The sequence below is a fragment of the Gemmatimonadota bacterium genome, from assembly GCA_026387915.1.
Taxonomy (GTDB): domain Bacteria; phylum Gemmatimonadota; class Gemmatimonadetes; order Gemmatimonadales; family Gemmatimonadaceae; genus Fen-1231.
In genome coordinates this window covers 13,142-39,568 of record JAPLKS010000022.1, presented here as the reverse complement: position 1 = coordinate 39,568, position 26,427 = coordinate 13,142, and the positions used below count along the sequence as shown (strand labels likewise).

General features: G+C 61.6%; 20 protein-coding genes. 5 read left to right on the top strand and 15 right to left on the bottom strand.

Annotation, left to right across the window (positions count from 1 at the left end; all coding sequences use genetic code 11):
- Positions 1–143 precede the first annotated feature (143 nt).
- Together NTZ43_14150 and NTZ43_14145 are read left to right on the top strand one after the other, a co-directional pair.
- Complete coding sequence (locus tag NTZ43_14150; GenBank protein MCX5768356.1) at positions 144–1,670, top strand: amidohydrolase family protein; 1,527 nt, start codon at positions 144–146, stop codon at positions 1,668–1,670.
- A gap of 27 nt (positions 1,671–1,697) precedes the next feature.
- Positions 1,698–2,837 carry a membrane dipeptidase gene (locus tag NTZ43_14145; GenBank protein ID MCX5768355.1) on the top strand — a complete coding sequence of 380 codons (1,140 nt, stop codon included), beginning with the start codon at positions 1,698–1,700 and terminating at the stop codon, positions 2,835–2,837.
- 6 nt (positions 2,838–2,843) lie between these two features.
- On the opposite strand, the gene NTZ43_14140 is transcribed toward NTZ43_14145, so the two are convergent.
- The 6 genes from NTZ43_14140 to NTZ43_14115 all read right to left on the bottom strand — a co-directional run bounded on the left by NTZ43_14140 (position 2,844) and on the right by NTZ43_14115 (position 7,946).
- Positions 2,844–4,256 (bottom strand): lantibiotic modifying-like protein, encoded by a 1,413-nt coding sequence (locus NTZ43_14140; GenBank protein MCX5768354.1) that lies wholly within the window; start codon positions 4,254–4,256, stop codon positions 2,844–2,846.
- Between the two features lie 157 nt (positions 4,257–4,413).
- A complete protein-coding gene (locus NTZ43_14135; GenBank protein ID MCX5768353.1) occupies positions 4,414–4,836 on the bottom strand; it encodes a hypothetical protein in 423 nt (140 codons plus the stop codon).
- 92 nt (positions 4,837–4,928) lie between these two features.
- Positions 4,929–5,279, bottom strand: coding sequence for a hypothetical protein (locus NTZ43_14130; GenBank protein MCX5768352.1), 351 nt, complete (start codon positions 5,277–5,279; stop codon positions 4,929–4,931).
- Positions 5,280–5,331: 52 nt separating this feature from the next.
- The gene (locus NTZ43_14125) at positions 5,332–5,661 is read right to left on the bottom strand and encodes a DHCW motif cupin fold protein (GenBank protein ID MCX5768351.1); all 330 of its coding nucleotides are present in this window, start codon (positions 5,659–5,661) and stop codon (positions 5,332–5,334) included.
- A 94-nt stretch (positions 5,662–5,755) separates the two neighbouring features.
- Positions 5,756–7,033, bottom strand: coding sequence for a hypothetical protein (locus NTZ43_14120; protein ID MCX5768350.1), 1,278 nt, complete (start codon positions 7,031–7,033; stop codon positions 5,756–5,758).
- Between the two features lie 115 nt (positions 7,034–7,148).
- Positions 7,149–7,946: a methyltransferase domain-containing protein gene (locus NTZ43_14115; GenBank protein ID MCX5768349.1), complete on the bottom strand. Its 798-nt coding sequence runs from the start codon at positions 7,944–7,946 to the stop codon at positions 7,149–7,151.
- Positions 7,947–8,060: 114 nt separating this feature from the next.
- Here NTZ43_14115 and NTZ43_14110 point away from each other — a divergent pair, with 114 nt between their 5' ends.
- The 3 genes from NTZ43_14110 (at position 8,061) to NTZ43_14100 (ending at position 15,076) form a co-directional block, all read left to right on the top strand.
- Positions 8,061–9,293, top strand: a complete 1,233-nt coding sequence (locus NTZ43_14110) for a tRNA guanosine(34) transglycosylase Tgt (GenBank protein MCX5768348.1) — start codon at positions 8,061–8,063, stop codon at positions 9,291–9,293.
- 123 nt (positions 9,294–9,416) lie between these two features.
- Positions 9,417–11,627, top strand: coding sequence for a catalase/peroxidase HPI (gene katG, locus NTZ43_14105; protein MCX5768347.1), 2,211 nt, complete (start codon positions 9,417–9,419; stop codon positions 11,625–11,627).
- Positions 11,628–11,758: 131 nt separating this feature from the next.
- Positions 11,759–15,076, top strand: coding sequence for a glycosyl hydrolase (locus NTZ43_14100; GenBank protein ID MCX5768346.1), 3,318 nt, complete (start codon positions 11,759–11,761; stop codon positions 15,074–15,076).
- A 96-nt stretch (positions 15,077–15,172) separates the two neighbouring features.
- Here NTZ43_14100 and NTZ43_14095 read toward each other — a convergent pair whose 3' ends face one another.
- The 9 genes from NTZ43_14095 to NTZ43_14055 form a co-directional block, all read right to left on the bottom strand.
- On the bottom strand, positions 15,173–15,706 hold the full coding sequence (locus tag NTZ43_14095; protein ID MCX5768345.1) for a DinB family protein: 534 nt from the start codon (positions 15,704–15,706) through the stop codon (positions 15,173–15,175).
- 79 nt (positions 15,707–15,785) lie between these two features.
- Positions 15,786–17,156 carry a permease prefix domain 1-containing protein gene (locus NTZ43_14090; GenBank protein ID MCX5768344.1) on the bottom strand — a complete coding sequence of 457 codons (1,371 nt, stop codon included), beginning with the start codon at positions 17,154–17,156 and terminating at the stop codon, positions 15,786–15,788.
- A 2-nt stretch (positions 17,157–17,158) separates the two neighbouring features.
- Positions 17,159–17,545 (bottom strand): helix-turn-helix transcriptional regulator, encoded by a 387-nt coding sequence (locus NTZ43_14085; protein ID MCX5768343.1) that lies wholly within the window; start codon positions 17,543–17,545, stop codon positions 17,159–17,161.
- 145 nt (positions 17,546–17,690) lie between these two features.
- The gene (locus NTZ43_14080; GenBank protein ID MCX5768342.1) at positions 17,691–18,626 is read right to left on the bottom strand and encodes a class A beta-lactamase-related serine hydrolase; all 936 of its coding nucleotides are present in this window, start codon (positions 18,624–18,626) and stop codon (positions 17,691–17,693) included.
- A 28-nt stretch (positions 18,627–18,654) separates the two neighbouring features.
- On the bottom strand, positions 18,655–20,598 hold the full coding sequence (locus NTZ43_14075) for an NAD(P)-binding protein (protein ID MCX5768341.1): 1,944 nt from the start codon (positions 20,596–20,598) through the stop codon (positions 18,655–18,657).
- A gap of 93 nt (positions 20,599–20,691) precedes the next feature.
- Complete coding sequence (locus NTZ43_14070; GenBank protein ID MCX5768340.1) at positions 20,692–21,297, bottom strand: hypothetical protein; 606 nt, start codon at positions 21,295–21,297, stop codon at positions 20,692–20,694.
- A 52-nt stretch (positions 21,298–21,349) separates the two neighbouring features.
- Positions 21,350–21,802, bottom strand: a complete 453-nt coding sequence (locus tag NTZ43_14065; protein MCX5768339.1) for a hydrogenase — start codon at positions 21,800–21,802, stop codon at positions 21,350–21,352.
- 13 nt (positions 21,803–21,815) lie between these two features.
- The gene (locus NTZ43_14060; GenBank protein MCX5768338.1) at positions 21,816–25,409 is read right to left on the bottom strand and encodes a M1 family aminopeptidase; all 3,594 of its coding nucleotides are present in this window, start codon (positions 25,407–25,409) and stop codon (positions 21,816–21,818) included.
- The gene (locus NTZ43_14055) at positions 25,409–26,296 is read right to left on the bottom strand and encodes an ABC transporter ATP-binding protein (GenBank protein MCX5768337.1); all 888 of its coding nucleotides are present in this window, start codon (positions 26,294–26,296) and stop codon (positions 25,409–25,411) included. The genes NTZ43_14060 and NTZ43_14055 overlap by 1 nt, the downstream gene beginning before the upstream one ends.
- Positions 26,297–26,427 lie beyond the last annotated feature (131 nt).

Sequence of the window (26,427 nt, the reverse complement as noted above, 5' to 3'; positions counted from 1 at the left end):
CCAAATCGGAGTGGCTACCGCATCGTATCCGCGCGATACGTCGCTGACTCCGGTTTGGTCTGGAGTGGTGCCATCACCAATTAAAGCGCGGTTTCATGTTCAGACACCCATTTCGGTTATCCGCCTCCGTTGCGTTGAGTGCCGTGACCCTCTCGGTCGCGAGCACACTTCCGGCACAGGGGCGTCCCGCCGCCAGCTACGATCTCGTGATTGCAAACGGCCGTGCCATCGATCCCGAAACCGGCCTCGATGCCGTGCGCTGGATTGGCGTACGGGCGGGCAAGATTGCCGCGATCTCCGCGACGCCGATCACGGGAAAAGAGATGCTCGACGCGCGCGGTCTCGTTGTCGCGCCAGGATTCATTGATCTGCACGCGCACGGGCAGCAGATCGCCGCGGCGCGCATGCAGGCCTTTGATGGCGTCACGACCGGTCTGGAACTCGAGGCCGGTATTCTGCCGGTGGGTGCCGCGTACGACCGCGCGGCGCGCGAGGGGCGTCCGATCAACTATGGGTTCTCGGCCTCGTGGCTATTTGGTCGTGTCGCTGAGAAAGAACATATGGAGCCGACAGGCGATCTCAGCTATTTCCAAGAAGCACAGAAGAAGACAGGGTGGCAGTACACGGTTGCGACACCAGACGAAACGGCGCGCATTATGGCTCGCGTAGAGCAGGGCCTCAAGGAAGGCGCGCTCGGGATTGGTGTGCTGGCTGGCTACGCCCCTGGGCACGGACGCAAGGAGTACTACGAAGTCGCCAAACTGGCCAAGAAATACAACGTCCCCACGTACACGCATGTGCGTTACCTGAGCGTGATCGAACCGCAGTCATCGTTCGAGGCGTTTGAAGAACTGGTGTCGCTTGCCGCGTCGACAGGCGCGCAGATGCACATCAGCCATCTCAATAGCAATAGCACGCGCGACATTCCTATCATCGCCGAACTCATTCGCGGAGCGCAGGCGCGCGGATTGCCGATCACAACGGAAGCCTATCCGTATGCCGCCGGCAGCACGGTCGTTGGCGCCGAGATATTCCGCGGTAACTGGCGCGAACGGATGGGTGGCGCGAAGGCGAGCGACATTGAGTTCGGTGGAAAGCCGTACAACGATTCAACACTCACGGAAGCGCAGGCCAAAACACCTGGATCGTGGATCGTGGTGCACTTCATGCGCCCGGATCAAAGTGCCACGGACCAGGCGTTGCTCGATCAGGCCGTGCTCTTTCCCGGCGGGGCGATTGCATCAGATGCTATGCCTTGGACGTCCAACGGAAAGACGATCACTGAGAATGTTTGGCCGTTGCCGGCCGACGCCTTTGCGCATCCCCGCAGCGCGGGCACCTTCACGAGATTTCTGCGTGACTATGTGCGCGAACGGCAAAAGGTGTCGTTGCGCGAGGGGCTGCGCAAAGTGACGCTCATTCCTGCGCAGATTATTGAAGCGAGCGTGCCGCAAATGAAGCAGAAGGGAAGACTGCAGGTGGGCAAGGATGCCGATCTCGTCGTGTTTGATCTCGCGACCGTGACCGACAAGGCCACCTTCACCGCTCCCAACGCGCACTCCGAAGGGATGCGTCATGTGATTGTGAATGGCACGCCGGTGATTCGTGCGGGCGCGCTGGTCTTGGAAGCGCTACCTGGCAAGCCGGTCCGCCGACCGGTTGTGCGCTAACGCATTTCTTCTCTCTTCGGATCTTCTATGCTCAGCCGCCGCTCCTTCCTTGCCGCTAGTGCGTTCGCCGTTGCTCCCGCCTTCAACCGCGGCCGCTTTACTCTCTTTCCGTGGAGCGGCGCTGAATACTCCGCGCGCACCATCGACCTGATGAAACGGGCGACGGTGATCGACATGCTGAGTCCGATCACCTTGAATTTTCCGAAGATGGAGCAATGGCTGAGCAAGCCCGCCTCGTTCACGGCGGCTGACGCGGCGGAATTCGCAGCATCAGGGATCTCCGCCTTTCATATCGCGGTGGGCATGGGTGGCCCAGGAGCGTATGAGGACAGCTACCGATACCTCGCGCTGCAAAACGGATTCATTGCGAGCCACCCTCAGTGGTTCGCTCGCATCGACACCGCCGCCGACTTCGACCGCGCCAAAAAAAGCGGACGCGCCGGGTTGCTCCTCGGCTTACAAAACTCCGAGCATTTCCGCACGGCCAAGGATGTCGAAGCCTTTCACGCCCTCGGGCAGCGCGTGTCGCAACTCACGTACAACACGCGCAACATGATTGGCAACGGTTCCACCGAGCGTCGGGATGAAGGGCTCTCTGATTTTGGCGTGTCGATTGTGGAGAGAATGAATGCCGTGGGAATGGCCGTTGACGTATCGCATTGCGGCGACCGGACGTCGCTCGACGCATTTGAAGTCTCCAAGAAACCAGTTTTGATCACGCACTCCAATGCCCGCGCGCTGGCCAGTGGCCACCCGCGCACCAAGCCCGACGAAGTCATCAAAGCCATGGGCAAGGCTGGTTCGGTCATGGGCATCACCGGCGTGCGCATGTTCGTGAAGGGGAGCGAGCCCACCACTATCGAAAGCCTGCTCGATCACTTCGATCACGTCGCGAAACTCACCGGCCCAGAACACCTCGGCGTGGGCAGCGACATGGATCTTCACGGGTATGACGCGCTCCCGCCGGATCAGATCAAAGCAATCCAGGCCGGCTACAAGGCCGTCTATGGATTCCGCGCCAAGACCGACATCGAGGGGGTAGACCACCCCAAACGGATGTTTGATCTCACCGAGGGGCTCACGCGACGGAAGTACACCGACGCGCAAATCGAAGGCATCCTCGGCGGCAACTTCAAGCGCGTGCTCGGCGAGATCTGGGGCGGCTGACGGGCGTCAGCGCCAGCGGGGCGTGTCGGGAAGCTGAACGCGCGGCGCACGTTTTTCGAGTGCGCCGTCCAGATGCAGCAGTGCGAGCCCCACACCAGCCGCGCCCTGCATCAATCCCGTTTGCGCCACGAGCAGTTCGGGGCGCACGCGATGCTCGGCCTGAATCCACTTGAGTCCGTTGCCGTCGGGCGTGGCACGTTGCAGCGTGTTATCCACTACGCGCTGCGCAAAAGTCAGATGGCGCGGCTCGCCTGTGGCGGCATGCCAGTCGAGGAAGAACTCCGAGATGCCGCAGTTGCCGCAGCACTGCGAGATGTTGTTCCAATAGCCGGCGCCATCCGGGTGTTGATCGGGGACGCCGCTGTCGATGATGCCTTGGGCGAGGCGAGGAATGGTGTCGAGCCATTTCGTATCACCCGTGACATCCGCGAGACGGCGATACAGCCGCGCCGTGCCGGCTGGGCCATGACACCAGCTCAAATAGAAGAGTTGCTCGCCGCCGGGCTCGGAATGGAGAATCTTCATTCCGTTTTGCGCGGTTCGTGTAGCGATCGCTTGTAGGTACTGCTCGCCCGAAAGCGCGGCGTCGAGGAAGCGCCGTTCTCCTGTTTCCTTGTACAGTGTGGCCAACACGTACGAGACGCCGGCGGTGCCGTGCGAGAAGTTGGGGTAGCGTCGCGGCATGTCGGTGGAGATGGACCACTTGAGTCCGCCATGTTCTGGCTGGGCCACTTCCACGAGACGCGCGCCTACCTTCACGGCGTCGCGGCGCCAATCCGGCCACTCTCCGCGTGCTTGCCCCAGCCAGAGGAGGGTGAGCAGAATGCCCCCGCTACCGGAGATGATGTCGGTAGAGTTATTCCATCCCGCTCCGGCGCCCATCGGCGTAAGGGCGCTCTTCAGGAGCGAGGCAGCGCGCGCCACGCCCTCGGCGTACCGCGCGTCACCGCTGGCGCGACGCGTGAGTTCCAGCACATATGCGATGCCCGCCACGCCGGTGTAGAGCCCTGCGCCTTCGTCGCCGAGTGATGCGGCGGACGAGGGAAGGGTTGCCATGAGGTAGTCAGCGCCGGCGCGTGCCTGTGCGAGATATGCGGCGTCGCCGGTGGCGTGATGCAACTCAAGGTAAAAGAGCACGATGCCCGGGCTACCGCTGTAGAGATTGCTCTGAATGGATTTTGCGTCAGCGGGATCGGCGGGCCATGTTGTGCCGGCCGCGCCCTTCACGGCAGCGCGCGCAATCCATCGCTCTGCACGCTGAGCGGCGTCGAGGTAGGGCCGTGCGGCGGTCCAACCGCGCACCACATCGCCTCGCAGCGAAGCGGGGATCGCAAAAAACGCCGCGGCCGCCGCACCGCGCTCGAGCAGCGTACGGCGAGAGAGTTCATGCGCGCTTCCGTGACGGTCGTCGCTGGACATAGTGCCCCTGAGCGGTGGCGGTGTTTATCGAACGTGAAAGAGCTGAATATCCGGAGCGAATCGCTGGAATTGGGTCACGACTTTACCCTTCCCCGTGTTCCGGTAAACGCGTCAATACTATCGGCTAGGCTAATCACGCGATGCATGAATGGTTCCGCTACGCGCTCCATCCGCGCGCGACCGCTCGCTTTCCGAGCACCACCAACGCAACCGCGACCAGCAACACCAACCCCTGCAGTGCGATCACAACCGTCCCAGCTTGTCCCGCATCCTTGCTCAACGCAAAGAGCGACACATCCTGCACAATCACCCCAATGAGTGATGCGATGAGCACCGGCGTTGCCCACCGTTTGCGCATCAGCAGGCCGACACATCCCGCCGCACCAAACCAGACGGCAACCGCCGTTGCAGCCACCGACCAGGCGGGCCGTGTGGAGTAGGCAGCTTGTTGCGCAGCGCTCATCTTGGCGAACGCTTCGGGTGACAGCATCACATCGCTGAGGTAGGCCGCACAGCCCATCAGATTCCACAACAACGCAATCACAACGACCGGCACAAACCACTTGGGGGCTCGTTCCACGGAAACTCCTCGGGGGGATGAACGGGCGATCATACGAATTTCCTGGTGACGCCGCAAGCCGAAACGGCCGTAATCAGGCCATTGAGGGGACGTTAGCGGCTGAGCTGATTCTGGTCGCGCACTCCTGGAAATGGGCGCGCAGCTTCTCCGACGACCAACCACCCGATCGCCGCTGAGAGACCGCCTGCGCCAACCATCATTAGCGCGAGCATGCCCACTATCCAATAGGATCGCCGATCAGCGCTCGTTACCCACGCTGGGTGACTGCCAGATGCATCCACGAGGAATACGGCGATCATCACGATGCACACGCCGCACGTTGCGCCAAAGCGAAGCCACGACGCACGAGACCAGTACGGGCGCCGACGGAGATAGCCCCTGCGCAACGCATACAACACGGTACCGAGTACCAGCAGATTGTACACGTACCGAATGATCAACATGATTCCCTCGAGCGAAGATCGGGCCGGACATACGGCGTCCGGTCGCGCTGCATTAGTCCACAATAAACAACGTGGCGCCCGCCGCCGTTACCGACCGATGCGCCATGGCACCGTCCGCCACCTGATAACTCATGCCGGGCGTGAGTGTGCAGCTACGGCCGTCAGCCAACTCCGTCACAAGCTCCCCCGAGAGGCAGAGCAAGATGTGGCCTTTGGAGCACCAATGATCGGCACGGTAGTTGGCGGAGTACTCAACCATGCGCACGCGGACCGTGCCGAACTGCTGCGTGCGCCACAGTGCAACGCCGGTTTCGCCGGGATGCTCGGTTGGCGAAACCTCAGCCCAGTTGGTGGTGCCGAACGGAATTTGGGAGAGTTCCATACGCACAACGTACGCCAACATTGGGACGAAACGCGAGCGCCGCGCCCATAGGGAAACCCCGCCGAGCGAGCCATCGCTCGGCGGGGACGCTCCCTTACCGAGAGAACACCGTCCCGTGTGGCACGGCCGTACCGGTAAACCCGTGGGGCCACGTCCGGCCAGTGAGGGTCAGGCCGGGCCGATCGCTCTGCGCATCCTTGAATCGCGCATCAATAGCGAGCGTGCCGGTTGTTGGATCGAAATTGATCACGAAGAGTCTATTCCCCTTTGAGAACCCGTTGGCGACCCAGCCGCCGGAGTTCAACACCACGCGCGTCCCCGTGGGGTCTATGGCAATCCAGTGCGGCTCCTCGTCAACTCCAAACGAAACAGACGAGACCTCGCGCGGATGCTCGGGATCGGAAATGTCGAGCGCGACGAGCGAGTGCGCTGCCGGCACCGGTTGTAGCCACCAGTGACCCGTGAGGACCGGTACGCCGCAGCCCGTGCCTTCAAAACCTTTCACAAACGTTGTGGTAGGCGCCGAACTTTCCACGCCACGCAACAAATACAACCCACAGTTGAATGTGTGGATGTACACGCTCTTGCCGTCGGGCAGGAGATGTGGCTCGCCCGTGAACTTGTGCTCATCGCCACGCGGCCCGGGCTTGAGTGCGATGCTCTGGAGCAGCTTCAGGTCGGACAAGCGCCAGAACTGCACCCATTCGGAGGTAGAGATCTTGTCGTCATGCGACATGTTCGTGGTGGTGGAGACGGCGCGGTCAACGGCGCGCATCGCAATCACGCTATACGGATAAATCAGCTTGTCGGGGATCGCGCTGTCCGCCGCGGCACCTCTGCGGACAACGGTACCACGCTCGTCCATTTCCACGAGCCCGCCGGTGACGTCCACGGCGTGCGGTTTCATGGCGCCCATCGGCATGGTGCTCATCGCTGGCGAGGCAGTGGCGGAGTCCGCCTTGTACTGATAGGTCGCCAGCACATTGCCGTTCGACAGGCGCACGAAGGTGTGCGGATGACTAAACCCCGCGCGATCGCCAAACTCCGTGAGAATCTTGGGCTTTGTCGGCTCCGTCAGGTCGAATAGCCAAGTGCGCCCGGCGTGAAACCCATTCGCCAGGAGGTGTCGATTGAGGGGCATTTCTGCTTCGGTGTGATGCGGCTGCGTGCCCGCCACTCCGGTGGGGAGCGTGGTCACGACGCTCCCATACTTGGCCGATGCGGGATTCGCGTCGATCACCGCGAGAAAGTCTGTGGCTTTGTCGGCGGAGTCGCCGGCCCAGAGAAAGAGATACTCACTCTGCGCGGGCTGGGTCGCGGGGCGGCACGCGGCGAGTGCGAGCAGCGAGGCAAAACAAAGAACGTGACGCACAGGGCACCTGCCGGGACGTGAGGAGTCGCAAAGATACGACAATGTGCCTCACGCCGCGGCGTGCCAGCCGATGAACGCGAGTAGTGAGAGCGTTGCTGGCTTCGTATGAACGACATTAGCCCGCGTGCGGCGTTGGCACGCGTCCTCGGACGGCATTGGCACGTGCACTGTACTGAATCCGGCCATCGGCACCCGCTGGCAAACGTTCGCGCAGCCGCGCGTTGAGCCGCGCACTATCCTCGGCACCCATCTCCGCCAGCGTTGGCCCGACGCTCGGGCCCAAATGAATGGTCGCCCAATAGTCGTCGAAGTCCGCGAAGGTTCGTTGCACGGTGATCTCGTGCGTTGCGACATCCTCCAACCCTGCAGCGGTCCACAACTCGCGCAGCACATCAACGCGCGCCGCCTCAGGACTGGGTGGAACCGGAAGCGTGGCGCCGAGTGCACGCAGTTCTTCTTGTAGCGCGGCATAAGGAAAGCCGCCGTTATCCATATCCCACGCATACGCGGAGACCACACCGCCCGGCGCGACGACCCGCACCATTTCGGACACGCCCTTGGCGGGGTCCGGCACAAAGAAGATCACCAATGGCATCACTGCCGCGTCGAATTGGTCATCGGTGTACGGCAGCGCCATCGCATCGCCTTGGCGAAAGTGCACGTTCCCGAGCACGGCTCGCGTGCGCGCAAACTCGAGCTGTGCGGCCGACGGGTCAATGCCGTGCACCGAACTGGGAGCCGTGCGCGCGAGAATTCGTTCGGTGAACGCGCCATTGCCGCATCCCACGTCGAGCCATCGCACGCGATACGGCGGCGCCAGCCAGGCGAGAAAGGCGTCGCCCGCTGGCTCACTCCATAGGCCCATATACCGCTGGTAGGCGGCGCCATCGTCAAATCGAATGGATCGGGTCATCGGAATGAGGGGGTCGGGGGGCAGGGTGTCTACATTAACTTATTACCGGATAGCGTTAGCACCACCATAAGCCCCTCGCCCCTTTCCATTGTTCCTCGCACCCGCTCGCTGCCCATGAGCACGGCGCCATTCGCCTTCCGGCTCGACGCCACCGAAGGTGCCGCACGCGCCGCTGAGTTCACGACGCCGCATGGCACCGTGGAAACACCCGCGTTCATGCCCGTGGGAACGCACGCGGCCATTCGCGGGCTCGCCACCTCCGAGGTGGGCGCGATGGGTGCGCGCATGCTCCTATCGAACGCGTATCATCTGTACCTGCGTCCGGGCGACGCCGTGGTCCGCGCGCTCGGTGGGTTGCACGCCTTTGCCCGGTGGGACGGGCCGATGCTCACCGACTCCGGCGGCTTCCAGGTGTTTTCGCTCGCGCGGTACCGCGAAGTGAACGAGGAAGGCGTCACCTTCAAGAATAAATTTGACGGCTCACTCCACGCCTATACCCCCGAGCGCGTCATTCAAATCGAGCGCAACCTTGGCGCCGATGTCATTATGCAGCTCGACGAGCTGATAGATGGTGGAAGCGCTCTCGAACCGGCGCGCGGCGCGATGGAGCGAAGCCTCCGATGGCTCGAACGGTGCCGCGTTGAGTTTGATCGAATCTCGCGCGAGGGGCGCGCGCCGTTGGATACCGTCCCAACACCGCCCGGCACTCCGCTGCTCCCCGCGACCAACGACGACGAACGGCGCGCGCCACAGCAATCGCTCTTTCCGATTGTGCAGGGCGGTGTGCACGCCGAGCTCCGTCGCGCGTCGATGCGCGGCATTTTGAATTGCGGCGACTGGGAAGGCTTTGCCGTGGGCGGCCTCTCCACGGGCGAGCCCAAGCCCGAGATGTATGCCACGCTCGATATCTGCGGCGCAGAGTTGCCGCGCGAACGACCGCGCTATCTGATGGGCGTGGGCTTTCCCGACGACCTTGTCGAAGCCGTCGGTCGCGGTATGGACCTGTTTGACTGCGTGGCGCCCACTCGCATGGGACGCCATGGCACGGCGTTCACCCCGCGCGGAACGGTGCAGCTGCTCAAGGGCACGAATCGCCTCGACCGTGCGCCACTCGTGGACGGCTGTCCCTGTCCCGCGTGCACGCAATACGACCGTGCGTATCTCCGACACCTCTTTGCCGCCGACGAACCGCTCGGTCCACGCCTCATTGCGCTGCATAATCTCGCCATGCTCATAGGGTTAATGCGCGAGGCCCGCGCGGCTATCTGTGCCGGAGATTTTGCGCGATGGAGCGCAGAGTGGTTACTCGCGTATCGCGCCGGCGGACCAGCGGATTCCGCTGAGTAGTTCGCCTCCGCTCTGAGGGCTGGAACCCCCTCCTCCCTATGAAACTGGATTGTGTACCGAAGCGTTAGCTAAGCGTCGTTGATAAAGCGCTGCGCTCACGGAATCCATGAGAGGAGAGGAACGATGGACGGACATACTGGCAATACGGCGGGTAAATGCCCGGTCATGCACGGCGCCGGCACGGCGACGGCAGCCGCAAGCACCTCGAATAAAGACTGGTGGCCAAATCAGCTCAACCTCTCGATCCTCCACCAAAACTCTGCCCTCTCCGATCCTATGGGCACGGGGTTCGATTATGCGGCGGAGTTCAAGACGCTGGATCTCGAGGCCCTCAAAAAAGACCTCTACGCGCTGATGACCACCTCGCAGGACTGGTGGCCAGCCGACTACGGACACTACGGCCCGCTCTTCATTAGAATGGCGTGGCACAGTGCGGGCACTTACCGCACGGCAGACGGCCGCGGCGGCGCATCCAGCGGCACCCAGCGATTTGCCCCGCTCAACAGCTGGCCCGACAACGGCAATCTCGACAAAGCACGTCGGTTACTCTGGCCCATCAAACAGAAGTACGGCAAGAAGCTCTCGTGGGCCGACCTTATGATCTTTGCCGGCAACTGCGCCATTGAGTCGATGGGGCTCAAGCCCTTCGGCTTTGCCGGTGGCCGAGCCGATGTCTTTGAACCGGAAACCGATATCTACTGGGGCTCCGAAGCCGAGTGGCTTGGTGACAAGCGCTACTCGGGCGACCGCGAACTCGAGAATCCGCTCGCCGCTGTTCAGATGGGGCTCATCTATGTGAACCCGGAAGGACCCAACGGGCGTCCCGATCCGCTCGCATCAGCCAAAGACATTCGCGAGACGTTCGCGCGCATGGCCATGAACGATGAAGAAACCGTCGCGCTCGTGGCGGGCGGACACACGTTCGGAAAGGCGCACGGCGCGGGCGATCCAAAGCTTGTGGGCCCTGAGCCCGAAGGCGCTACAATCGAAGAGCAGGGACTTGGCTGGAAGAACAGCTTTGGTAGCGGGAAAGGCGTGCACACCACCACGAGCGGTATTGAAGGCGCGTGGACTCCGAACCCGATCAAGTGGGACAACGGCTACTTCGACACCTTGCTCGGCTACGAGTGGGAACTGACCAAGAGCCCCGCCGGTGCCCAGCAGTGGACGCCCAAGGATGCGGCGGCCAAAACCACGGTGCCGGACGCCCACGACAAAACGGCGCGCCATGCACCGATGATGACCACGGCCGACATGGCGCTGCGCGAAGATCCCGCCTATCTCGCCATCTCGAAGCGGTTCCACAAGCACCCCGAACAATTGGCCGACGCCTTTGCGCGTGCCTGGTTCAAGTTGACGCACCGTGATATGGGTCCGCGTTCGCGCTACCTCGGCGCCTTTGTGCCCGCGGAAGAGTTGCTCTGGCAGGATCCTATTCCGGCGGTCAATCACCCGTTGGTTGATGCAGCCGACGTCACGGCGCTCAAGGCGAAGATTCTCTCGTCTGGTTTGTCCATCGCACAACTTGTCTCCACGGCGTGGGCGTCGGCATCCACCTTCCGCGGCTCCGACAAACGTGGCGGCGCAAACGGCGCGCGCATTCGGTTGGCGCCTCAGAAAGATTGGGAAGTGAACCAGCCAGCGAAGCTCGCCAAGGCGATCAAGCTCTTCGAGGCGATGCAACAGGAGTTCAACGCCGCGCAGAAGAACGGCAAGAAGATTTCGCTCGCCGATCTTATTGTGCTCGGTGGATGCGCGGCCGTGGAACAGGCCGCGAAGAACGGCGGCCAGCACGTGACGGTGCCGTTCACTCCAGGCCGTATGGATGCAACGCAGGAGCAGACGGATGTTGCATCGATGGGCGTGCTCGAGCCGATCGCCGACGGATTCCGCAACTATCAGAAGGCCGCGTACACCGTGTCCGCCGAGTCGTTGCTGATTGACAAGGCACAACTCCTGACGCTGACCGCTCCGGAGATGACGGTACTCGTTGGCGGTCTGCGCGCGTTGAATGCGAACTTCGGCCACGCGCAGCACGGCGTGTTCACCAAACGTCCTGAGGCGCTCACCAACGATTTCTTTGTGCAGTTGCTCGACATTGGCACGACGTGGAAGCCGACCGCTGGCACCAACGGTGTTTTTGAAGGGCACGACCGCGAAACCGGCGACCAGAAGTGGACCGCAACGCGGGTCGATCTGATTTTTGGGTCGAACTCACAGCTCCGCGCGCTCGCCGAGGTGTATGCGGCTGATGATGCGCAGGAAAAGTTTGTGCAGGCCTTTGTGGCCGCGTGGACCAAGGTGATGAATCTGGACCGGTTTGACCTGGCCTGAGTTCTGCTTGGCCTGATACTGAAGCGAAGGGGGGCGTTTCGGCGGAAGCCCGAACGCCCCCGCCTCGTAAAGCGTATCTTAAAGGTTGCCCGACTGCGGGCGCCCCATCGCTTTTTCTCGAGGACTTTTCCATGCGTTTCTTCCCACGGACTCGGCGCGGCCACGCGCTGGCTGCTCTGTTGCTCTGTTCGTTGCCGGCGTTGCTCCCGGCGCAGGCCGCCAAGGTTGCGGCGGCGCGGCCGGCCTCGGCCGCCTCGGTAGACACCACCCTCTGGCAGAATGTGAGCTGGCGCCTCCTCGGACCGGCGCACTCCGGCCGTATGACCTCGGTCGTGGGCTCTACGCAGCGTCCTGCTGAGTACTACGTGGGCACCACCGGCGGCGGCGTCTGGAAGACCGCCGATAGCGGTAAGACCTGGCACCCGACCACCGATAAGTACTTCGGCGGTACGATTGGCGCGCTCGACATTTTCAAGCCGAACCCCGATGTCGTGTGGGCCGGCGGCGGCGAAACGGCGATTCGCGGCAACGTCTCGCATGGCGACGGTGTGTGGAAGAGCGCCGATGCTGGCAAAACGTGGAGCTTTATGGGGCTCGCCGAGACGCAGTATATCTCGCGCATCGTCACGCACCCAACGGATCCGAACATCGTGTACGTGGGCGCGCTCGGCCACGTGTTTGGCCCCAACAAGGAACGCGGCGTGTACCGCTCCAAGGACGGCGGCAAGACGTGGCAGAATATTCTGTTCAAGAATGACTCGACGGGCATTGCCGATCTTGTGATGGATCCCACCAATCCGAATGTGCTCTACGCCGGATTCTGGCAGGCCGGTCGCAAGCCGTGGCTTCTGGTGAGCGGCGGTGCTGGTGGCAGCATGTACAAGACAACGGACGGCGGCGACCACTGGACTGAACTCTCGCACAACGCCGGTCTTCCGCATGGCCTGTGGGGCAACATTGGAATTGCCATTTCGCCGGCAAAGCCGAATCGAGTGTGGGCCGTTATTGAAGCCGATTCTGGCGGCGTCTTCCGCTCCGACGACGCCGGCTCCACGTGGCAGTACGTGAATGCCGACCGCAATCTCCGTCAGCGCGCTTGGTACTACAGCAAGCTCTTTGCCGATCCAAAAGATTCGAACACCGTGTACGCCGGCAACGTTGGCGGCTACATCTCCAACGACGGTGGCAAAACCTTCCGCAGCGGACTCGGCAACGGAGACACGCACTACTTCTGGATTGACCCCACAAACCCCAAGCGAATTGCCGTGGCCGGCGATCCTGGGATTGTGCTCACGTACGACGGTGGCACCTCGACAGTGCGCGCCAACCTGCCGACGGGCCAGTACTATCACGTGCATCTCACCAACGCTTCGCCGTACGATGTGTGCGGTGCTGAACAGGACGGCGGCGTGGATTGCTTCCCCGTGCGCGTTGCGAGTGCTGCGGGCGGGCGCGGTGGACGCGGCGCGGCAGCTCCGCCAGCCGGTGGGCGCGGTGGTGCGGCTCCTGGAACGCCGGCATCGCAGTTCGACTTCACGCCGCGCTACGGTGGTGCCGGTGGTGAGTCAGGCTACGTGGCCAGCGATCCGAACGATCCAGATGTGACCTTCGGTGGCAACTATAGCGGCGTGTTAGCGATGCAGAATAAGCGCACCGGTGTATCGATGCGCCTCGACCCGTGGCCACTGAACCCGATGGGCCACGACGCCAAGGATTCGAAGTATCGGTTCCAGTGGACTTTCCCAATTATGAATTCGCCGAACGACGCGAAGGTGCTGTACGCCGGCGCGAACGTGCTTTTCCGTTCGTCAGACCTCGGCGCCACTTGGAAGATTGTCTCGCCCGATCTCACGCGAAACGATCCCAGCACGCTCGGTTCATCGGGCGGGCCGCTCACCAAGGATCAGACGAGCGTGGAGTACTACGCTACGATCTTCGCGGTGGCAGAGTCGCCCGTAACCAAGGGGCTCGTTTGGAGCGGCTCGGACGACGGCCTCATTCATGTGGCGCGCAATGTGGGTACGGGTGCGGCGATGCCGACCTGGCAGAATGTGACGCCCAAAGATCTTCCAAAGTGGACGCGCATTTCGATTGTTGAGCCGTCGCGCTATAGCGCTGGTACGATGTACTTCGCCGCGAACCGATATGAGATGGACGACTTTGCGCCGTATATCTATCGCACGACGGACTACGGCAAGACGTGGCAGAAGATTGTCACTGGTATTCCCGCCAACGAATTCACGCGCGCGGTGCGTGAAGATCTCGTACGCCCTGGCATGCTCTACGCCGCGACGGAGCGGAGCATGTATGTGTCGTACGACGCCGGCGATCACTGGCAGAGTCTCAAGCGCAATCTTCCGCCGGTGGCGGTGCACGACATTGCGCTCCGCGATGATGACATTGTGATTGCGACGATGGGGCGCGGTTTCTATGCCATGGAAGGCATTGCGGCGCTGCGCGAGGCGGACAAAGTGAACAGCGTGGCGGGCGTACATCTCTATACGCCGGGCGCCACGTATCAGAATGAAGGTGCCATCAAGGTGCAGTACTGGCTCAAGTCGGCCACGCAGCCGGTGACGGTTGAGTTGCTCGACAAGAAGGGTTTTGTGGTCACGAAGGCCTCCAGTACCGACACAGCTGCCGCAGCTGGCGGACGTGGCGGGCGCGGCGGTGGTCGTGGCGGCTTTGGTGGAGCTCCTGCGGCGCGCGTAACAACCACTGAAGGGCTCAACACGTACAGCATTGCACTTCGGTACCCGGATGGCGTCAACTTTCGCGGCGCCGTCTACTGGTCTGGCAACGGACTCAACGGACCGGCGGGCCCGCCAGGCACGTACACCGTACGCCTCACGGCTGGCACCAACGCACCGGTGACCGCGACGGTTCGCGTGTTACCGCCGCCGCGTACCGGTGCCACCGAAAGCGACTTGATTGAGAAGTTCAATCTGCTCATCAAGATTCGCGATACGGCGTCGGCCGCGAACAATGCGGTGCGCACCATTCGCAATGTGCGCTATCAAGTGGATAGCCTGCGCAATGTGCTCAATGGCGCGCAGTTGAAAGCATTCGAGAAGGAAGCGAATGTGTTGATCGACAGCACTCGCAAGGTGGAAGGGGTGCTCTATCAAACAAAGAACGAGGCTGGGCAGGATCCGCTCAACTTCCCGATCAAACTCGGCAATCAAATCGGCGCAATCTCTGGCTTCGTCTCCGCCAATGATCGCCGTCCGCCGCCGCAGGCGTACGAGGTATGGAACACGCTTGTGCCGCAGTTGAACGTAGAACTCGTACGACTCAAGAAGCAGATGGACGTGCTGCTACCGCGCGTGAATGCCACGCTCAAGGCGGCAGGCCAGAAGCCGATTGTGCCCAGCACGGATGAGCTGGGGAACGCGCCGCAACGTGCGGCGCAGGCGGCGATTATTCCGGCGGAGAATCCCCACGAGTAATACTCGGCGTATGAACTAGGATGCAAACGAGAGCGCCCCGCACCGATCATGATCGGTGCGGGGCGCTCTCGGTACTTGTGGCTGAACTACCGCGACTTAGAAGGGCGAGTATGCCGGCGGCGTGACGCCGTTCATGCGGAGGTACGGCACGGTCTGTCCGAGCGTCCAAGGAAAATGGTCGAGCAGTTCCATCAGCGCGCGGCCGCGGGTGACCTTGTTGCCGAACTGCACGATGCTTTCCTGCATCGAAGCGTCGCTCACGGCCTTCAGCATCTGAATGGTGTGATCCATGGCGGCAATAGAATACGCCTTGAGTGCGGCCTTGTTGTGCAGATACACGGCAGAGTCGCCCATCGCGGGAATGCCTTTCATACCGCCGGTGATGGCCAGATGGGCGATGAGCGCATCAGCGCCCGCCGCGTGCTCAATCTGTTCCGCGAAGGTGCGTACGCCCTTGGTGGGGCGAAAACCGAGCATCGAGTCCGGAGCGGCGTCGATGTAGCGGATGACCGCGCCTTTGTGGTTTTCCACCACGGCAATGAGGGCATCTTTGGAGATGAGCTGCTGCGCGGTGAGCGGCGCTGCCGTGCAGGCGAGCGCGAGGATCAGGGCAAGACGAGCGTGGCGCACGGGGGCCTCGACGAGGGGAGTGGCACAACATTCCGGGGAGTGATCAAGCTCGGCCGCGTAAATGGCACGCGACGCTGCGTCAAATATAACGAAACAACGGCGGAAAGGCGACCACGACGAACGCCGCCCACGCGGCGTAGACCGGCAGATAGTTCGTCTGCCAGCGCTCGAGCTGTGCGAACGTTCCGCGCCCGCGCAAAAAGCGGAGGTACAGCACAGCCGACCAGGCAAGGTTGACGAGAAGAATGAGGTTTCCGCCCAGCGCGGCCACGCGGTTTGGGCTGAACCCGAATTCCGAGATGCGCGCGGCAATCGCCCACAGCGCAACCACGTCAGCCACGAGCGCACTCCCCACCAGGACCACCTCCAGCGCATCAAAGGCGCCGACGGGCGCTCGGGGATCCCGCGCGGAGACCGAGTACAGCAGAAGCGCCAGGACCAGCGCGAGGATCGCGTCGAATGCGATGATCACAGTGCGGTCATGGACGACGCCACGTCCGGTCCACAGTAGCGTCACGAGAAATGCAATCAGCACGGCGGCAAAGAGCGGCGTAAAGAGGCGCGTGAGTACTGGTGCCATGTTCTCTATGACACTCTGTTTAGCCTCCACCAGCCAGCTGGCAATGATCACAGCTCCTGCTGCCCCACAGGGGAGCATCCAGGTCTGGAAGAAAATTTCGATCTTGATCCCGATGGCCTCAAAGATCGCCGCCATAAACGCAGTCAGGAGGATGCCGCCGAGTGCGATGAGCACGTAGTAGATGAACAGTTCGCCTGAGAATCGAACGAAGTCCATACGACGAGCGGCCTGGTTCCAACGACCGCCGGCGTACGCAATTCCCACCGCCAGCCAGAGCGCGATCGGGAGGTGCATGGCCGTGAGTACTTCATTGGAGCCGCGCGACACGAGCGGGTACATGTTCGCCACAATCCCTGCCGCGGCGAACGCTACGAGCAGTCGCACGAGCGTGCCCACGTCGAGCCGTCGTTTCCACGCGAAAAAGGCCGTGAGCAGGGGGAAGGTGAATAGACTCGCATTGCGCGCGTAGAAGCTGGCGTTCGTATTCAACGGCATACCAAATAGCGCCGGCGCTTTGACGGCCACGCCAGCCGCCACGGCAAACCCGAAGGCCATCATGGCCTCGGTGCGCGCCGTCGCCGCTGCCTCGTTGGCATCCGCACCAACCGCCACGAGTTGCTTCCAGAGGCGGTCCGAATGCTCACGCGCGAACTCGCGCGAAAGGGAATCGAGGTCGCCTAGACGCTTCACGGCCACCAAAAACGCCTCATCGGTGGCGAGCCCCGCATTGATCAGCACCTCCACTTGCTCGCGGAGATGGTCTTCCAGTTCCGCCACGTCGACGGACTGAATGGCCTGTCGACGGCGGAGATAGTTGCGCCACTGGTCGATCTGTTCCTCGAGCGAGTAGGCGTTCCCTGAAGCCGTCATCGTTACGCTCCCTGTGGAAGTGGCACGGCCGACGCAGCGTGATGTGCGACAGCGGGCGTGAAGCGAAGTGACCACATGCCTTGCAGCGTCGCGTTCACCGCCTGCCACTGGCGATGCTCTTCAGCGAGTTGCGCACGCCCCTCAACGGTGATGCGATAGTACTTGCGCCGACGGCCATTTTCCGAGCTTTCCCATCGCGCGGTCACATAGCCGAGTCGCTCGAGGCGATGGAGCACTGGATACAGCATTCCGTCCGTCCACGCCATGCGTCCTCCCGACAACTCTCGGACGCGCAAAAGAATCGCGTACCCATAGCTGTCGGACTCGGCGAGGATCGAGAGGACGATAGGGGTAGACGAAGCGGCGACGAGGTCTTTGTTGATTTCCATGATCGCAGGCGTGGTGCCGGGCTCACGGGCCCGGCTCGATAGCTACATAGCGGTATTATACATTGCGGTGCTATGTATATCAAGGAGCCCCGGCTGCCCGATGCTGCGGCCCCGTGCTTACGTCGTGCCGCGGTGCGTCGAGTGCCTACCTCGCGCCGTCAAAATAGTCCACCACGCGACGGGCCAGCTCACCCATACGGTCCTCCGCCTCACCGTAGTTGCCCGTGATGTTATTCGCGCAGATGACCATGATGACCGGCCCGGACTTCGTGTACAGGATCCCCACATCGTTCGCGAGAAATGGCGGCCAGTCACCCGTCTTATGGGCAACCGGAATATCGAGATAGTGCGGGAGGCGGTGATCGCCCGACAGCTGCATCCGCATCATGGTCAGCATCCGCTTGCACGACGCGAGGCTTGCGAGGGGCGCACCTTGCGAGGTCCCATCCTGACACCGCTGCAGGCGCTCGAGCCAACGGCCAACCGCCCGTGGCGTGATCTCCCCAAGCCAGTAGGCCCTATTGTGCGAGACCGCTTCGCGCGGATTCGCGGCGTACGCCGATTCGCGTGCCTTCGCAAAGACCTGCGCCACCGTATAGAACAGTTGCATCCCGCCGCCATTCGCGCCAATCCACGCATTGACCCGATCAACGCCGCCGACCTCGGCGATTGCGAGATCCGTGGCCGTGTTGTCTGAGGTGATCACCATCTGCGTGAGTACATCCTGCAACGTCGGCTGTAGCCCGGCGTCGAAGCGCTGCAGAATACCGCTACCGCCGCGCATACGCTCCGCCGTGATGGTGAGACGCGTCGCGAGCGACAATGTGCCGGCATCGACCTGCTGCATCGCGAGGGCAAGGATCGGCAACTTGATGACGCTCGCCGAATTAGAAGACTCGTCCGCGCGCACGCTGGCTTCTTCGCCGGTTCCCAGATGCTTCACGTAGACGCCAAACGATCCTGGAAAGCGCGCGGCGTCCGCTGCGAGGAGGCGCGTGAGCGCCGTCGGCGATTGTGCGAACTGTGCGGTGGGCCACGCGAAGAGCAGCATCAACAGCGTGCGACGGAGCAGGATGGTCATGGCACAGTCGGTGGAAGAGAGGAGACGATCATCGAGTGCTGAGCGCGAGAACTTCCTGTACGGCACGGTATCCGTGGTCAATCGCGGCGTCTGTGTAAGAGTACGCCGCCGCATCGGCATTGGCGATAGCGAGTCGACCGAATGGCCGCCGTGCCACTTCGCAGGGCTGTTCGCCGCCATTCAACCAGAAGTCATCGAACAGCGAGTTGTACTGATACGCGTAGCCGTGTGGCCATCGATTGACAGTAAGGCCCAGAATATCGCGCGCGGAGTCAAACCCCCCGGGGCCGAGTACGCGCTGCAGGTCGCTGCGCACATGTTTCTCGATGGTGTCAAAGGCGGTGAGGTACAGCTCGCTTCGCCCCGCCAGGTGCTGCATACGAATCGGCATCCCCGGCTTGGCAAGCGCTTTGTTGAGATGGAGCACAATAGGTTGCGTCGGTAATTTCGGATGCTGATACGTGCCAACGCTAACCGGCATGTCGAGCGACACGCTGTCGTGCCAGAGCCCCGGTGTGGCGATGCTGTTGACGCCGAGTTTCTCGAAGGCTGTCCAGTTTTTAATGAAGACGTTCGTGTAAACGAGTGGCACTTTCGTCTCAAAGTTCATCGCCTCTTTCTGCGCCGCCGGAAGCTCGGGGCAGAGGAACGGAATGACTTGGTGCCAGCAGGCGAGGATTGCCGCGCGAGCGGTGACCGTGCGCAGGGTGCCGTTGTCGAGATAGGCGACCTCCACGCTTTTCGCTGTTGATGGCGCACCGAGGTGTCGCACCCGCATCACCGGGCAGCTGAGGCGAATGCGGACGGGGGCGCCCGCTTCGTCGAGCCGCGCATAGTCCGCACGAGCGGTGACGACGTCTTCTGTGGTAGAGCCAGGCATCGCAGCGGGGACGAGCTTGCGCACGAGCAGTCGCGCGATGGTGGCGTTGCCGTCGGGAAAGTGAAAATAGTACGGCTCGGTTTCCGTGGACTTTCTTGAGTCGTAGTTCTGCCCCGGTCCCGGTACGTCATCGAGCGCCATTCCCTGAAAACCTGGAAGCCCGAGTCCGTATGCGTCTTGCGCAGGAACCACATCAATGCCGGCGCCGAACAGAGGATGCGTGGTCTTTTGGAAAAGCGTCACAACTGTTGGATCCACCTTCCAGGCGCTGGTGAGGAATTCGGCGTAGCTCATGCGCGCGAGCTTTGCTTTCTTCTCCGTCAGCGACAGATCGGGAAATGGATTGAAGAGTTCGGTGGTCAGTCGTTCGAGGTCGTGTCGCACGGCGTCGGAGAGCGGCGCTGCGGCAAGAAAAGTTTGGTCGGCGGCGCGAGCATTGCCGACGACGAGCTGATCTGCTCCGTATGTGGCGGCATCAAAGAAGACCGCCGGTTTGAGTCCCAGCGACGGATAGAGCGCGCGGTCCACGACCGAGGGGTAGCTCGCGACGTCGATGCCGAGTTCCACGAGCAGCGCCTTTGCAACAGCGCTGTATGGCGCAGGGCTATCAATGGACTGCGTTCCGCCGTACCCGATGTGGGTTTCGCCTTCGTAGGTGAACTCATTGCGTTTGGCGTGGCCGCCAAAGTCGTCGTGGTTGTCGAGAATGAGTACACGAGCGTCTGGGCGGCTTTGCCGGAAATAGTGCGCGGCGGCGAGCCCGCTGATGCCAGCGCCTACAACGATGAGATCGTAGTCTTCGCGGGTTGGCGTTGGCCGCTTGGCGTTATTCCAAAACTGTCCGTTCTTGAGTGCGTGAAGCGCCTCGAACGATCCGACGTGCGAGCCGCGTAGCCCGGTGAGTGCTGGCGGATACGCGTCCGCCCATCCCGCGGCGCGGCTCGCTGACTGAGTGGCGCCGCGCGGGGCCGATGCAGCCTGCAGGGCAGCGGGACCGACTATGGAACCGCCGATTGCGATCGCTACCCCGTCGAGAAAATCGCGACGCGAGATGTGGCGATCAAGACCGAGTTTGTCGTCGTCGTCAGTCACGCGATACCCCGAGGGGCGAAGGCTGCCGAGGTGCGTGGAGGCACAATGCTCTGCGGTGCGGGGAGAGACGTCTCGAAGCGCAGATGATAACGGTCAGGGGGCAGATCGGATAGCCGCACGGCCCGGGTGTCGCCCCACCCCGGCCCACAGTCCAGTAGCGACCGCGAGGAGGGCTCCCATTGCCACATCAATAGGACGGTGCTGCCAAGTCGAGACGATCGCTAGCGTGCCCACCAACTCACAGGGGACGAGCCACCACAGTGAGCGCGGCCGATCAATGGCAAAGGCCCAGATGATGAGCACCGGCATAAGAATGTGTCCGGCTGGAACAATATTCGTGGGCATGTCGAGACTCGCCATCACGCGGAAGGGCCAGTTCCACCAGGTAGGGTTCAGAATTTCTGGGCGGTACATTACGGTGGGGTAGAAGTGCCACGCCAGTGCGCAGACGGCGAAGCCCACGAAGTACGCCTTCACCGTGGCGCGGCGTAACGCGCGATCGCTCAGCAAGAGGATCAACGCGTAGCTGACCACGACTTGCAGTAGATACGGCAGCGCCAACACAGGAAGAAAGGGCACCCATGACGCGTTCACTACTTCCACCGGCGCCACGCCGTGGCGGCCGAGGTAGAAATAGATCACGGCCGACAGGGCGAAGTAGCCCGCCATCTCGATCACTTCGCGCCGCGTGGGTTTCACGCGGTGTGAGTCGTGGAAATGCGGTTGCGTTGGTTTGAGCAGGCGATCACGTCTAGCCTTCGTCCCGTGGCGTTTCCGGTGAGCGGAGCCCGAACAGCACGAGCAGACAGCAGCCGATCATGGCGAGGGCGAGCGATACGAGGAGAGCTTTGATCACGAGCTCCTGCAGGGCGGTGCCTGCGGCTCCTTGCGCCGCGATTGGCATCATGGGATTGCCCGCGCGCCAGACGGCGGAGAGCAATGTTGCGAGCCAGTTGGCAAAGGCACCGTACACAGCGAGCCAAAAAGCAGCGCTGAGGAGAGGCGGCGTCAAGATCAGTCGCGGCCACACAAGGCCGAGTACCACCAGAAACGTCCCATTCATTACCGCCTCGACGTGACTGGCAAGCCCCATGCGCGGGTTCGCCAGTGCGGGAACGGCGAGGCCCGTGACGAGTCCCAGCAAGAAGAGCAAGATGCCGAGTTGCAGCAGTCGGTGTGCGGTCCTGCTCTGCACGCGTTGCATACCGGCCTCCCCGTTAGGGTGTCTTCGCGGCATTGAGAATGACGTCCCTCACGTTGTCCTTCGGCGTTCGGTCAATCAGCTTGTGATAGGGATCGATCCCCGCACGCTTCGGCTCACCGGTCACCGGAATGGTGAACGTGGTATCGCCGTGAATCCAGACTTTGGCAAAATAGAGCGGCTTGCCCAGCTTGTTGCCGGGCTCACGTTCGCCGAACACCCCAACGTCCACGAGATCGGCCATCGGGATTTCTTTTTGATTCCCCAGCGTATCCGCACGGAATTTTCGAGCCGACACCTTGAGCGAGACCTGATACGTGCCATCGGCCCCCTTCGTAGCGGTCGCCTCCGTGGCCTGGCCGTCCCATACGGTAATAGTGTTGAAGAAGTCGTCGAGCACGTACTTCAGCGAGTCCGGTGTTTCGGCATTGAGGTAGCCAATAAACTCGCGGCTCGTGGGATAGGGCGCTCCACTGAACGCGCGGGCAGCCAAGAATTTTGACAGCGCGCGGTTCATGGCCGGCTCGCCAACTAAGTCACGGAAGGCGTACAGGGTAAGCGAGCCTTTGTTGTAATGGATGTAGCCTTGGTTTTCGACCAGCAAGAGCGGCAGTTCCTTCTTCCGTTCAAAGGCGCGTCCCGTCAGATAACGGTCGAGCTCGTTCGAGAGGAACTTCTCCAGTGCAGGTCGCCCAGACTTTTTCTCCATCAGCGTGAGCGCCGAGTAGTTCGCGAGCCCTTCGGAGAACCAGGTGGACCCCTGCATGTTGGCGCCGACCAGCTGATGCCCCCACCACTGGTGCGCCACCTCGTGTGCCGTCACGTAGAACGGCAGATCCAGATCGCCATCGCCATCCCCAGTGCGGAGGATGAATCCAATGCTCTCGGAAAATGGAACGGTATTCGGGAATGCTTGCGCGAACTGCGCGTAGCGCGGAAACTCGATGATGCGAACCTGCCGGAACTGATAGGGACTGAAGTTGGTTCCGAAGTAATCGAGCGAGGCCTTCATCGAGGCCATCATGCGGTCGAGGTTATACTCGTGGCCGGGATGATAATAAATCTCGAGCTTGATGCCTTTGTACTCCTCGCGTTTCACCAGATACCGGGCTGACAGAAAGGCATAGAAGTTCATGATGGGGTGGTCCATGGCGTACTCAAACACGCGACGACCCTTTTCTTGATATTCCTTTACTAAGTAGCCCGGCGCTATGGCAATCTGATCGGGCGCCGTGCTCACGGTCGCCTTAAAGTCGATCATGTCGGCGTTATTGGTGAAATACGAGTTCGCTCTGGCCGACTCATCGTCAATCGAAGGCATCCGCATCTTGGGCGGCAACTGCTCTTTCCGGCGGTCATCGTCGTCATCGATCTCGCCGACGGATTGATAGCCGAGTGCAGGAAAGTAATTGGAGTTCACGAACGTGCCATTGGCGGCCGCGACGGTCAGTGGGCCGTTGTTCGAAAACCCTCGATTCTCCAGCGCTGCGCGGTAGCGAAGGTGCACGGTATCACCCGGCGCCAACGGAGTCGCGAAGCGGAAAATGCGCAGTTCATCATCAGTCAGCACCGCCGTGGCCGGCCGATCCCACACTAAGCTGTCGATTCGGAGATCGCGATCGTGCAAGTTGAAGACGAGCACCGAGTCGATTGGCTGCTGATGCTTGTTCACGAACGTGAACGTACCGCTCGCGGTAAAGGTGAGCCGCTCCGGAACAAGGTCCGCCCGAACAGCCGCTGCTACGAGGCGGGGCAGTTCCATCTTCTCATACTTCTTGTACGTCCGTTCGTACGCGGCTTTCCGCTTGCGCACGTCCTTCGAGTTTTCGTAGCGATTTAAAATATTGGTGTTGTAGAACGTCCCACCGCCGGCCCCAACGGCCAGCAGGCATCCGGCGGCGGTAGCGGTGAAGGCAGAGCGGTTCCAACGGAGCTGTGCCGTGGCTCGACGGAAACTCCACCGCGTTTCGGTGCCACGAACCCACAACAGAAGCGCGACCACGCCAAGCACGATCGACACGCCAGTCCAATAGAGCGCGGTGAGCGTGAGTTCGGGAACGTAGGGCCCGAAGCCGTTCATGTCGGAATACAGAAAGGTCGGCGTGCTGGCGTACTTAAATAGAAGGTGTTCGACGCCAAGGGGCCGCATCGCCATCTGCATCACCCAAAACAGAATCATGACCACGTGCCCGACGTATTTCTGGTTGACAATCACGTGCACCAGAAATGCGAGAACCGTGATCTGGGCGAGCGAGGGGAATGTGGTGCCAAAGAGATAGCGGAGGTAAAGTCCGAGCTCGTAGTGATGGTATCCCTTGAACGTCTGTATGACGACCCCGGCCACAATCATGATCAGGAGCAACAATCCCTCAACCATCAACAGGCCGCCCAGCTTACCGAGGAACCCCACACTGGTCTTGGTTGGTAACGAGTCGGAGATTTGGTCGAGTTGCAGCTGTCGCTCACGCCAGACGGCTTCGCCGGCGTAGATCGTAATCGTGATCATGAAGAAAAGTACAAAACTGGCCTCGAGCACCTGCGCCATCGTGTAGGTGACGGGCCAGGTCTTTTCGCCGTAGAGGCTGTCCACGAATGAGGAGCTCATCAGCATATTCACGATGCCGACAGTCACGATCGCGAGAAACGGCACCTGCCGCACGATGCTCCAGAAAGAGAGTCGTGCGCTACTGATGACTTGGGTTCTCCACGTCGCATTATCGAAGCGCTGTTCGGCGTGCACCACATGCCCGACAAATGGCCGTACCGCTTCCGCTTCGGCGTCGCCGACCGCTTTGCGGCCGATGGTGATCGGCGCGCTCCGGAACCGGAACACGTTATAGGTCACCGCCAAGATGATCAACGCGATGCTGATCCAAAAGATTCGATTTTCGAGGAGCACTCCCGCAATCGGCACGGAGAGTGTGTTCTTTTCGGCAGGCGTCCAGTACCGCGTGAGCATAGCATACGCGGAGAGCCCAAACGGATCCAACAGCGTCGCCATTCGCTGATTGTTCACGTTCATGAGCATCGGAACCGAAATCGTCCACGCCACCAGCAGGGCAATACCCTGTGTGTAGATCGCAAAAAGGCTACGGGTCAGCGCGCCGACGGCAAAGAAGATGGCGCTGAGGAGAAAGACACTTGGCAACAGAATCGTCGCAAAGAGGACGAGAATGCCGCCTGGGTTGGCCGGTAGCATCTTCGCGTGATCCACCCACGGCATCATCGGGCCCAGGAGCAGGCCAAACGGGATGCCGAGGTGAACGATCACCATCACCACAAACGCGCCGCAAAAGCGGCCGCCAAGGTAGGCGAACCGCGTGATGGGCGTGGTGAAGAGCAGCTCGTGTGTTTTGAACTGGTAGTCTCGAAGCACCGCCGTGCCGACAAGGCCGGTCAGGATCACCTGGCCGACGGCCACGAGAATGAAAAACGTCTGGGCCTGAACAAAGAGCGAGTTCCGCATCACCTGCCCAACGCCACCACCGACTTCCACAGCATCTGTGGCCATAAACAAAAACGCTAGGCCAAAGAAGATGAAGGCGTAGAACCAGGTGATGAGTCGCGTGAGGTGGTAGCGAATCTCAAAACGGAAGATCGTGCCGAACATCAGACGGCCTCAGTCAAGCCGGCGAGGCCGAGTTGGTGGAAGTAGACGTCTTCGAGATCCGCTTCGATCGGCGTAAAGCCGTCGCCCGGCGACTGCTCCGCATACACATGTACCACCGGCGCGCCGGCGAGCAACGTGGTAGAGATCACGTGATACGATGCCTTCACTGCAGGGAGCTCTGCCTTGGACACAAACTTCCGCCAGAGCTTGCCGCTGAGGCTGTCGACGATCTGCCGCGGATCGCCCGCGACCACAACCTCTCCCTTATTAATGATTGCCATGGCGTTACAGAGCTCGCGGACATCCTCAACGATGTGCGTCGAGAGAATGACCACAATGTCCTGACCGATCTCAGCGAGCAAGTTGAGAAAACGATGGCGCTCTGTCGGGTCGAGACCTGCGGTCGGCTCGTCCACAATCAGGAGCTTCGGACTTCCGGCGAGCGCGACGGCAATGCCCAGTCGCTGCTTCATGCCGCCAGAGAAAGTACCGACGTGCTTTTTTCGGGCATCGTAGAGATTGGTTTGGTTGAGCAGGCTCGCGACCAGTTCTTTGCGCTGACCACGGTCCACGATCCCTTTCATGCTCGCGAAGTGGTCGAGCGTGACTTCGGCCGACAGGTTCGGATAGAAACCGAACTCCTGTGGCAGATAGCCCAGCACTCGGCGGAGGGCGTCGGGATCGAGTAGCGCGTCGATCTCACCAAAGCGAATGGTGCCGCTGTCTGGGAGCTGGAGCGTCGCAATCGTCCGCATCAGCGACGACTTGCCGGCTCCGTTGGGGCCGAGGAGCCCGAACATCCCGGTGTTGATCGTGAGGCTAACGCCATTTAGAGCCCGAACGCCATTCGGGTAGGTTTTGGACAGGTTTTCAATGACGAGCTGCACGACGACTCCGCGGGAAAGGAATGAGACCGATCCCTGAGAAGATCATGCCGAAAACAGGAAACGGTAAGGGTGGTGGTCGAGAGGCCCTCGGTGTCTACCGGCCATGGCGTTCACGCTCGAACTAACCCGCA

Coding starts and splice junctions, on each gene's coding strand:
- NTZ43_14110 (MCX5768348.1), top strand. CDS start 8,061: ATGAGCACGGCGCCATTCGCCTTCCGGCTCGACGCCACCGAAGGTGCC.
- katG (MCX5768347.1), top strand. CDS start 9,417: ATGGACGGACATACTGGCAATACGGCGGGTAAATGCCCGGTCATGCAC.
- NTZ43_14115 (MCX5768349.1), bottom strand. CDS start 7,946: ATGACCCGATCCATTCGATTTGACGATGGCGCCGCCTACCAGCGGTAT.
- NTZ43_14145 (MCX5768355.1), top strand. CDS start 1,698: ATGCTCAGCCGCCGCTCCTTCCTTGCCGCTAGTGCGTTCGCCGTTGCT.
- NTZ43_14100 (MCX5768346.1), top strand. CDS start 11,759: ATGCGTTTCTTCCCACGGACTCGGCGCGGCCACGCGCTGGCTGCTCTG.
- NTZ43_14085 (MCX5768343.1), bottom strand. CDS start 17,545: ATGGAAATCAACAAAGACCTCGTCGCCGCTTCGTCTACCCCTATCGTC.
- NTZ43_14060 (MCX5768338.1), bottom strand. CDS start 25,409: ATGTTCGGCACGATCTTCCGTTTTGAGATTCGCTACCACCTCACGCGA.
- NTZ43_14065 (MCX5768339.1), bottom strand. CDS start 21,802: ATGCAACGCGTGCAGAGCAGGACCGCACACCGACTGCTGCAACTCGGC.
- NTZ43_14130 (MCX5768352.1), bottom strand. CDS start 5,279: ATGTTGATCATTCGGTACGTGTACAATCTGCTGGTACTCGGTACCGTG.
- NTZ43_14080 (MCX5768342.1), bottom strand. CDS start 18,626: ATGACCATCCTGCTCCGTCGCACGCTGTTGATGCTGCTCTTCGCGTGG.
- NTZ43_14090 (MCX5768344.1), bottom strand. CDS start 17,156: ATGACGGCTTCAGGGAACGCCTACTCGCTCGAGGAACAGATCGACCAG.
- NTZ43_14125 (MCX5768351.1), bottom strand. CDS start 5,661: ATGGAACTCTCCCAAATTCCGTTCGGCACCACCAACTGGGCTGAGGTT.
- NTZ43_14140 (MCX5768354.1), bottom strand. CDS start 4,256: ATGTCCAGCGACGACCGTCACGGAAGCGCGCATGAACTCTCTCGCCGT.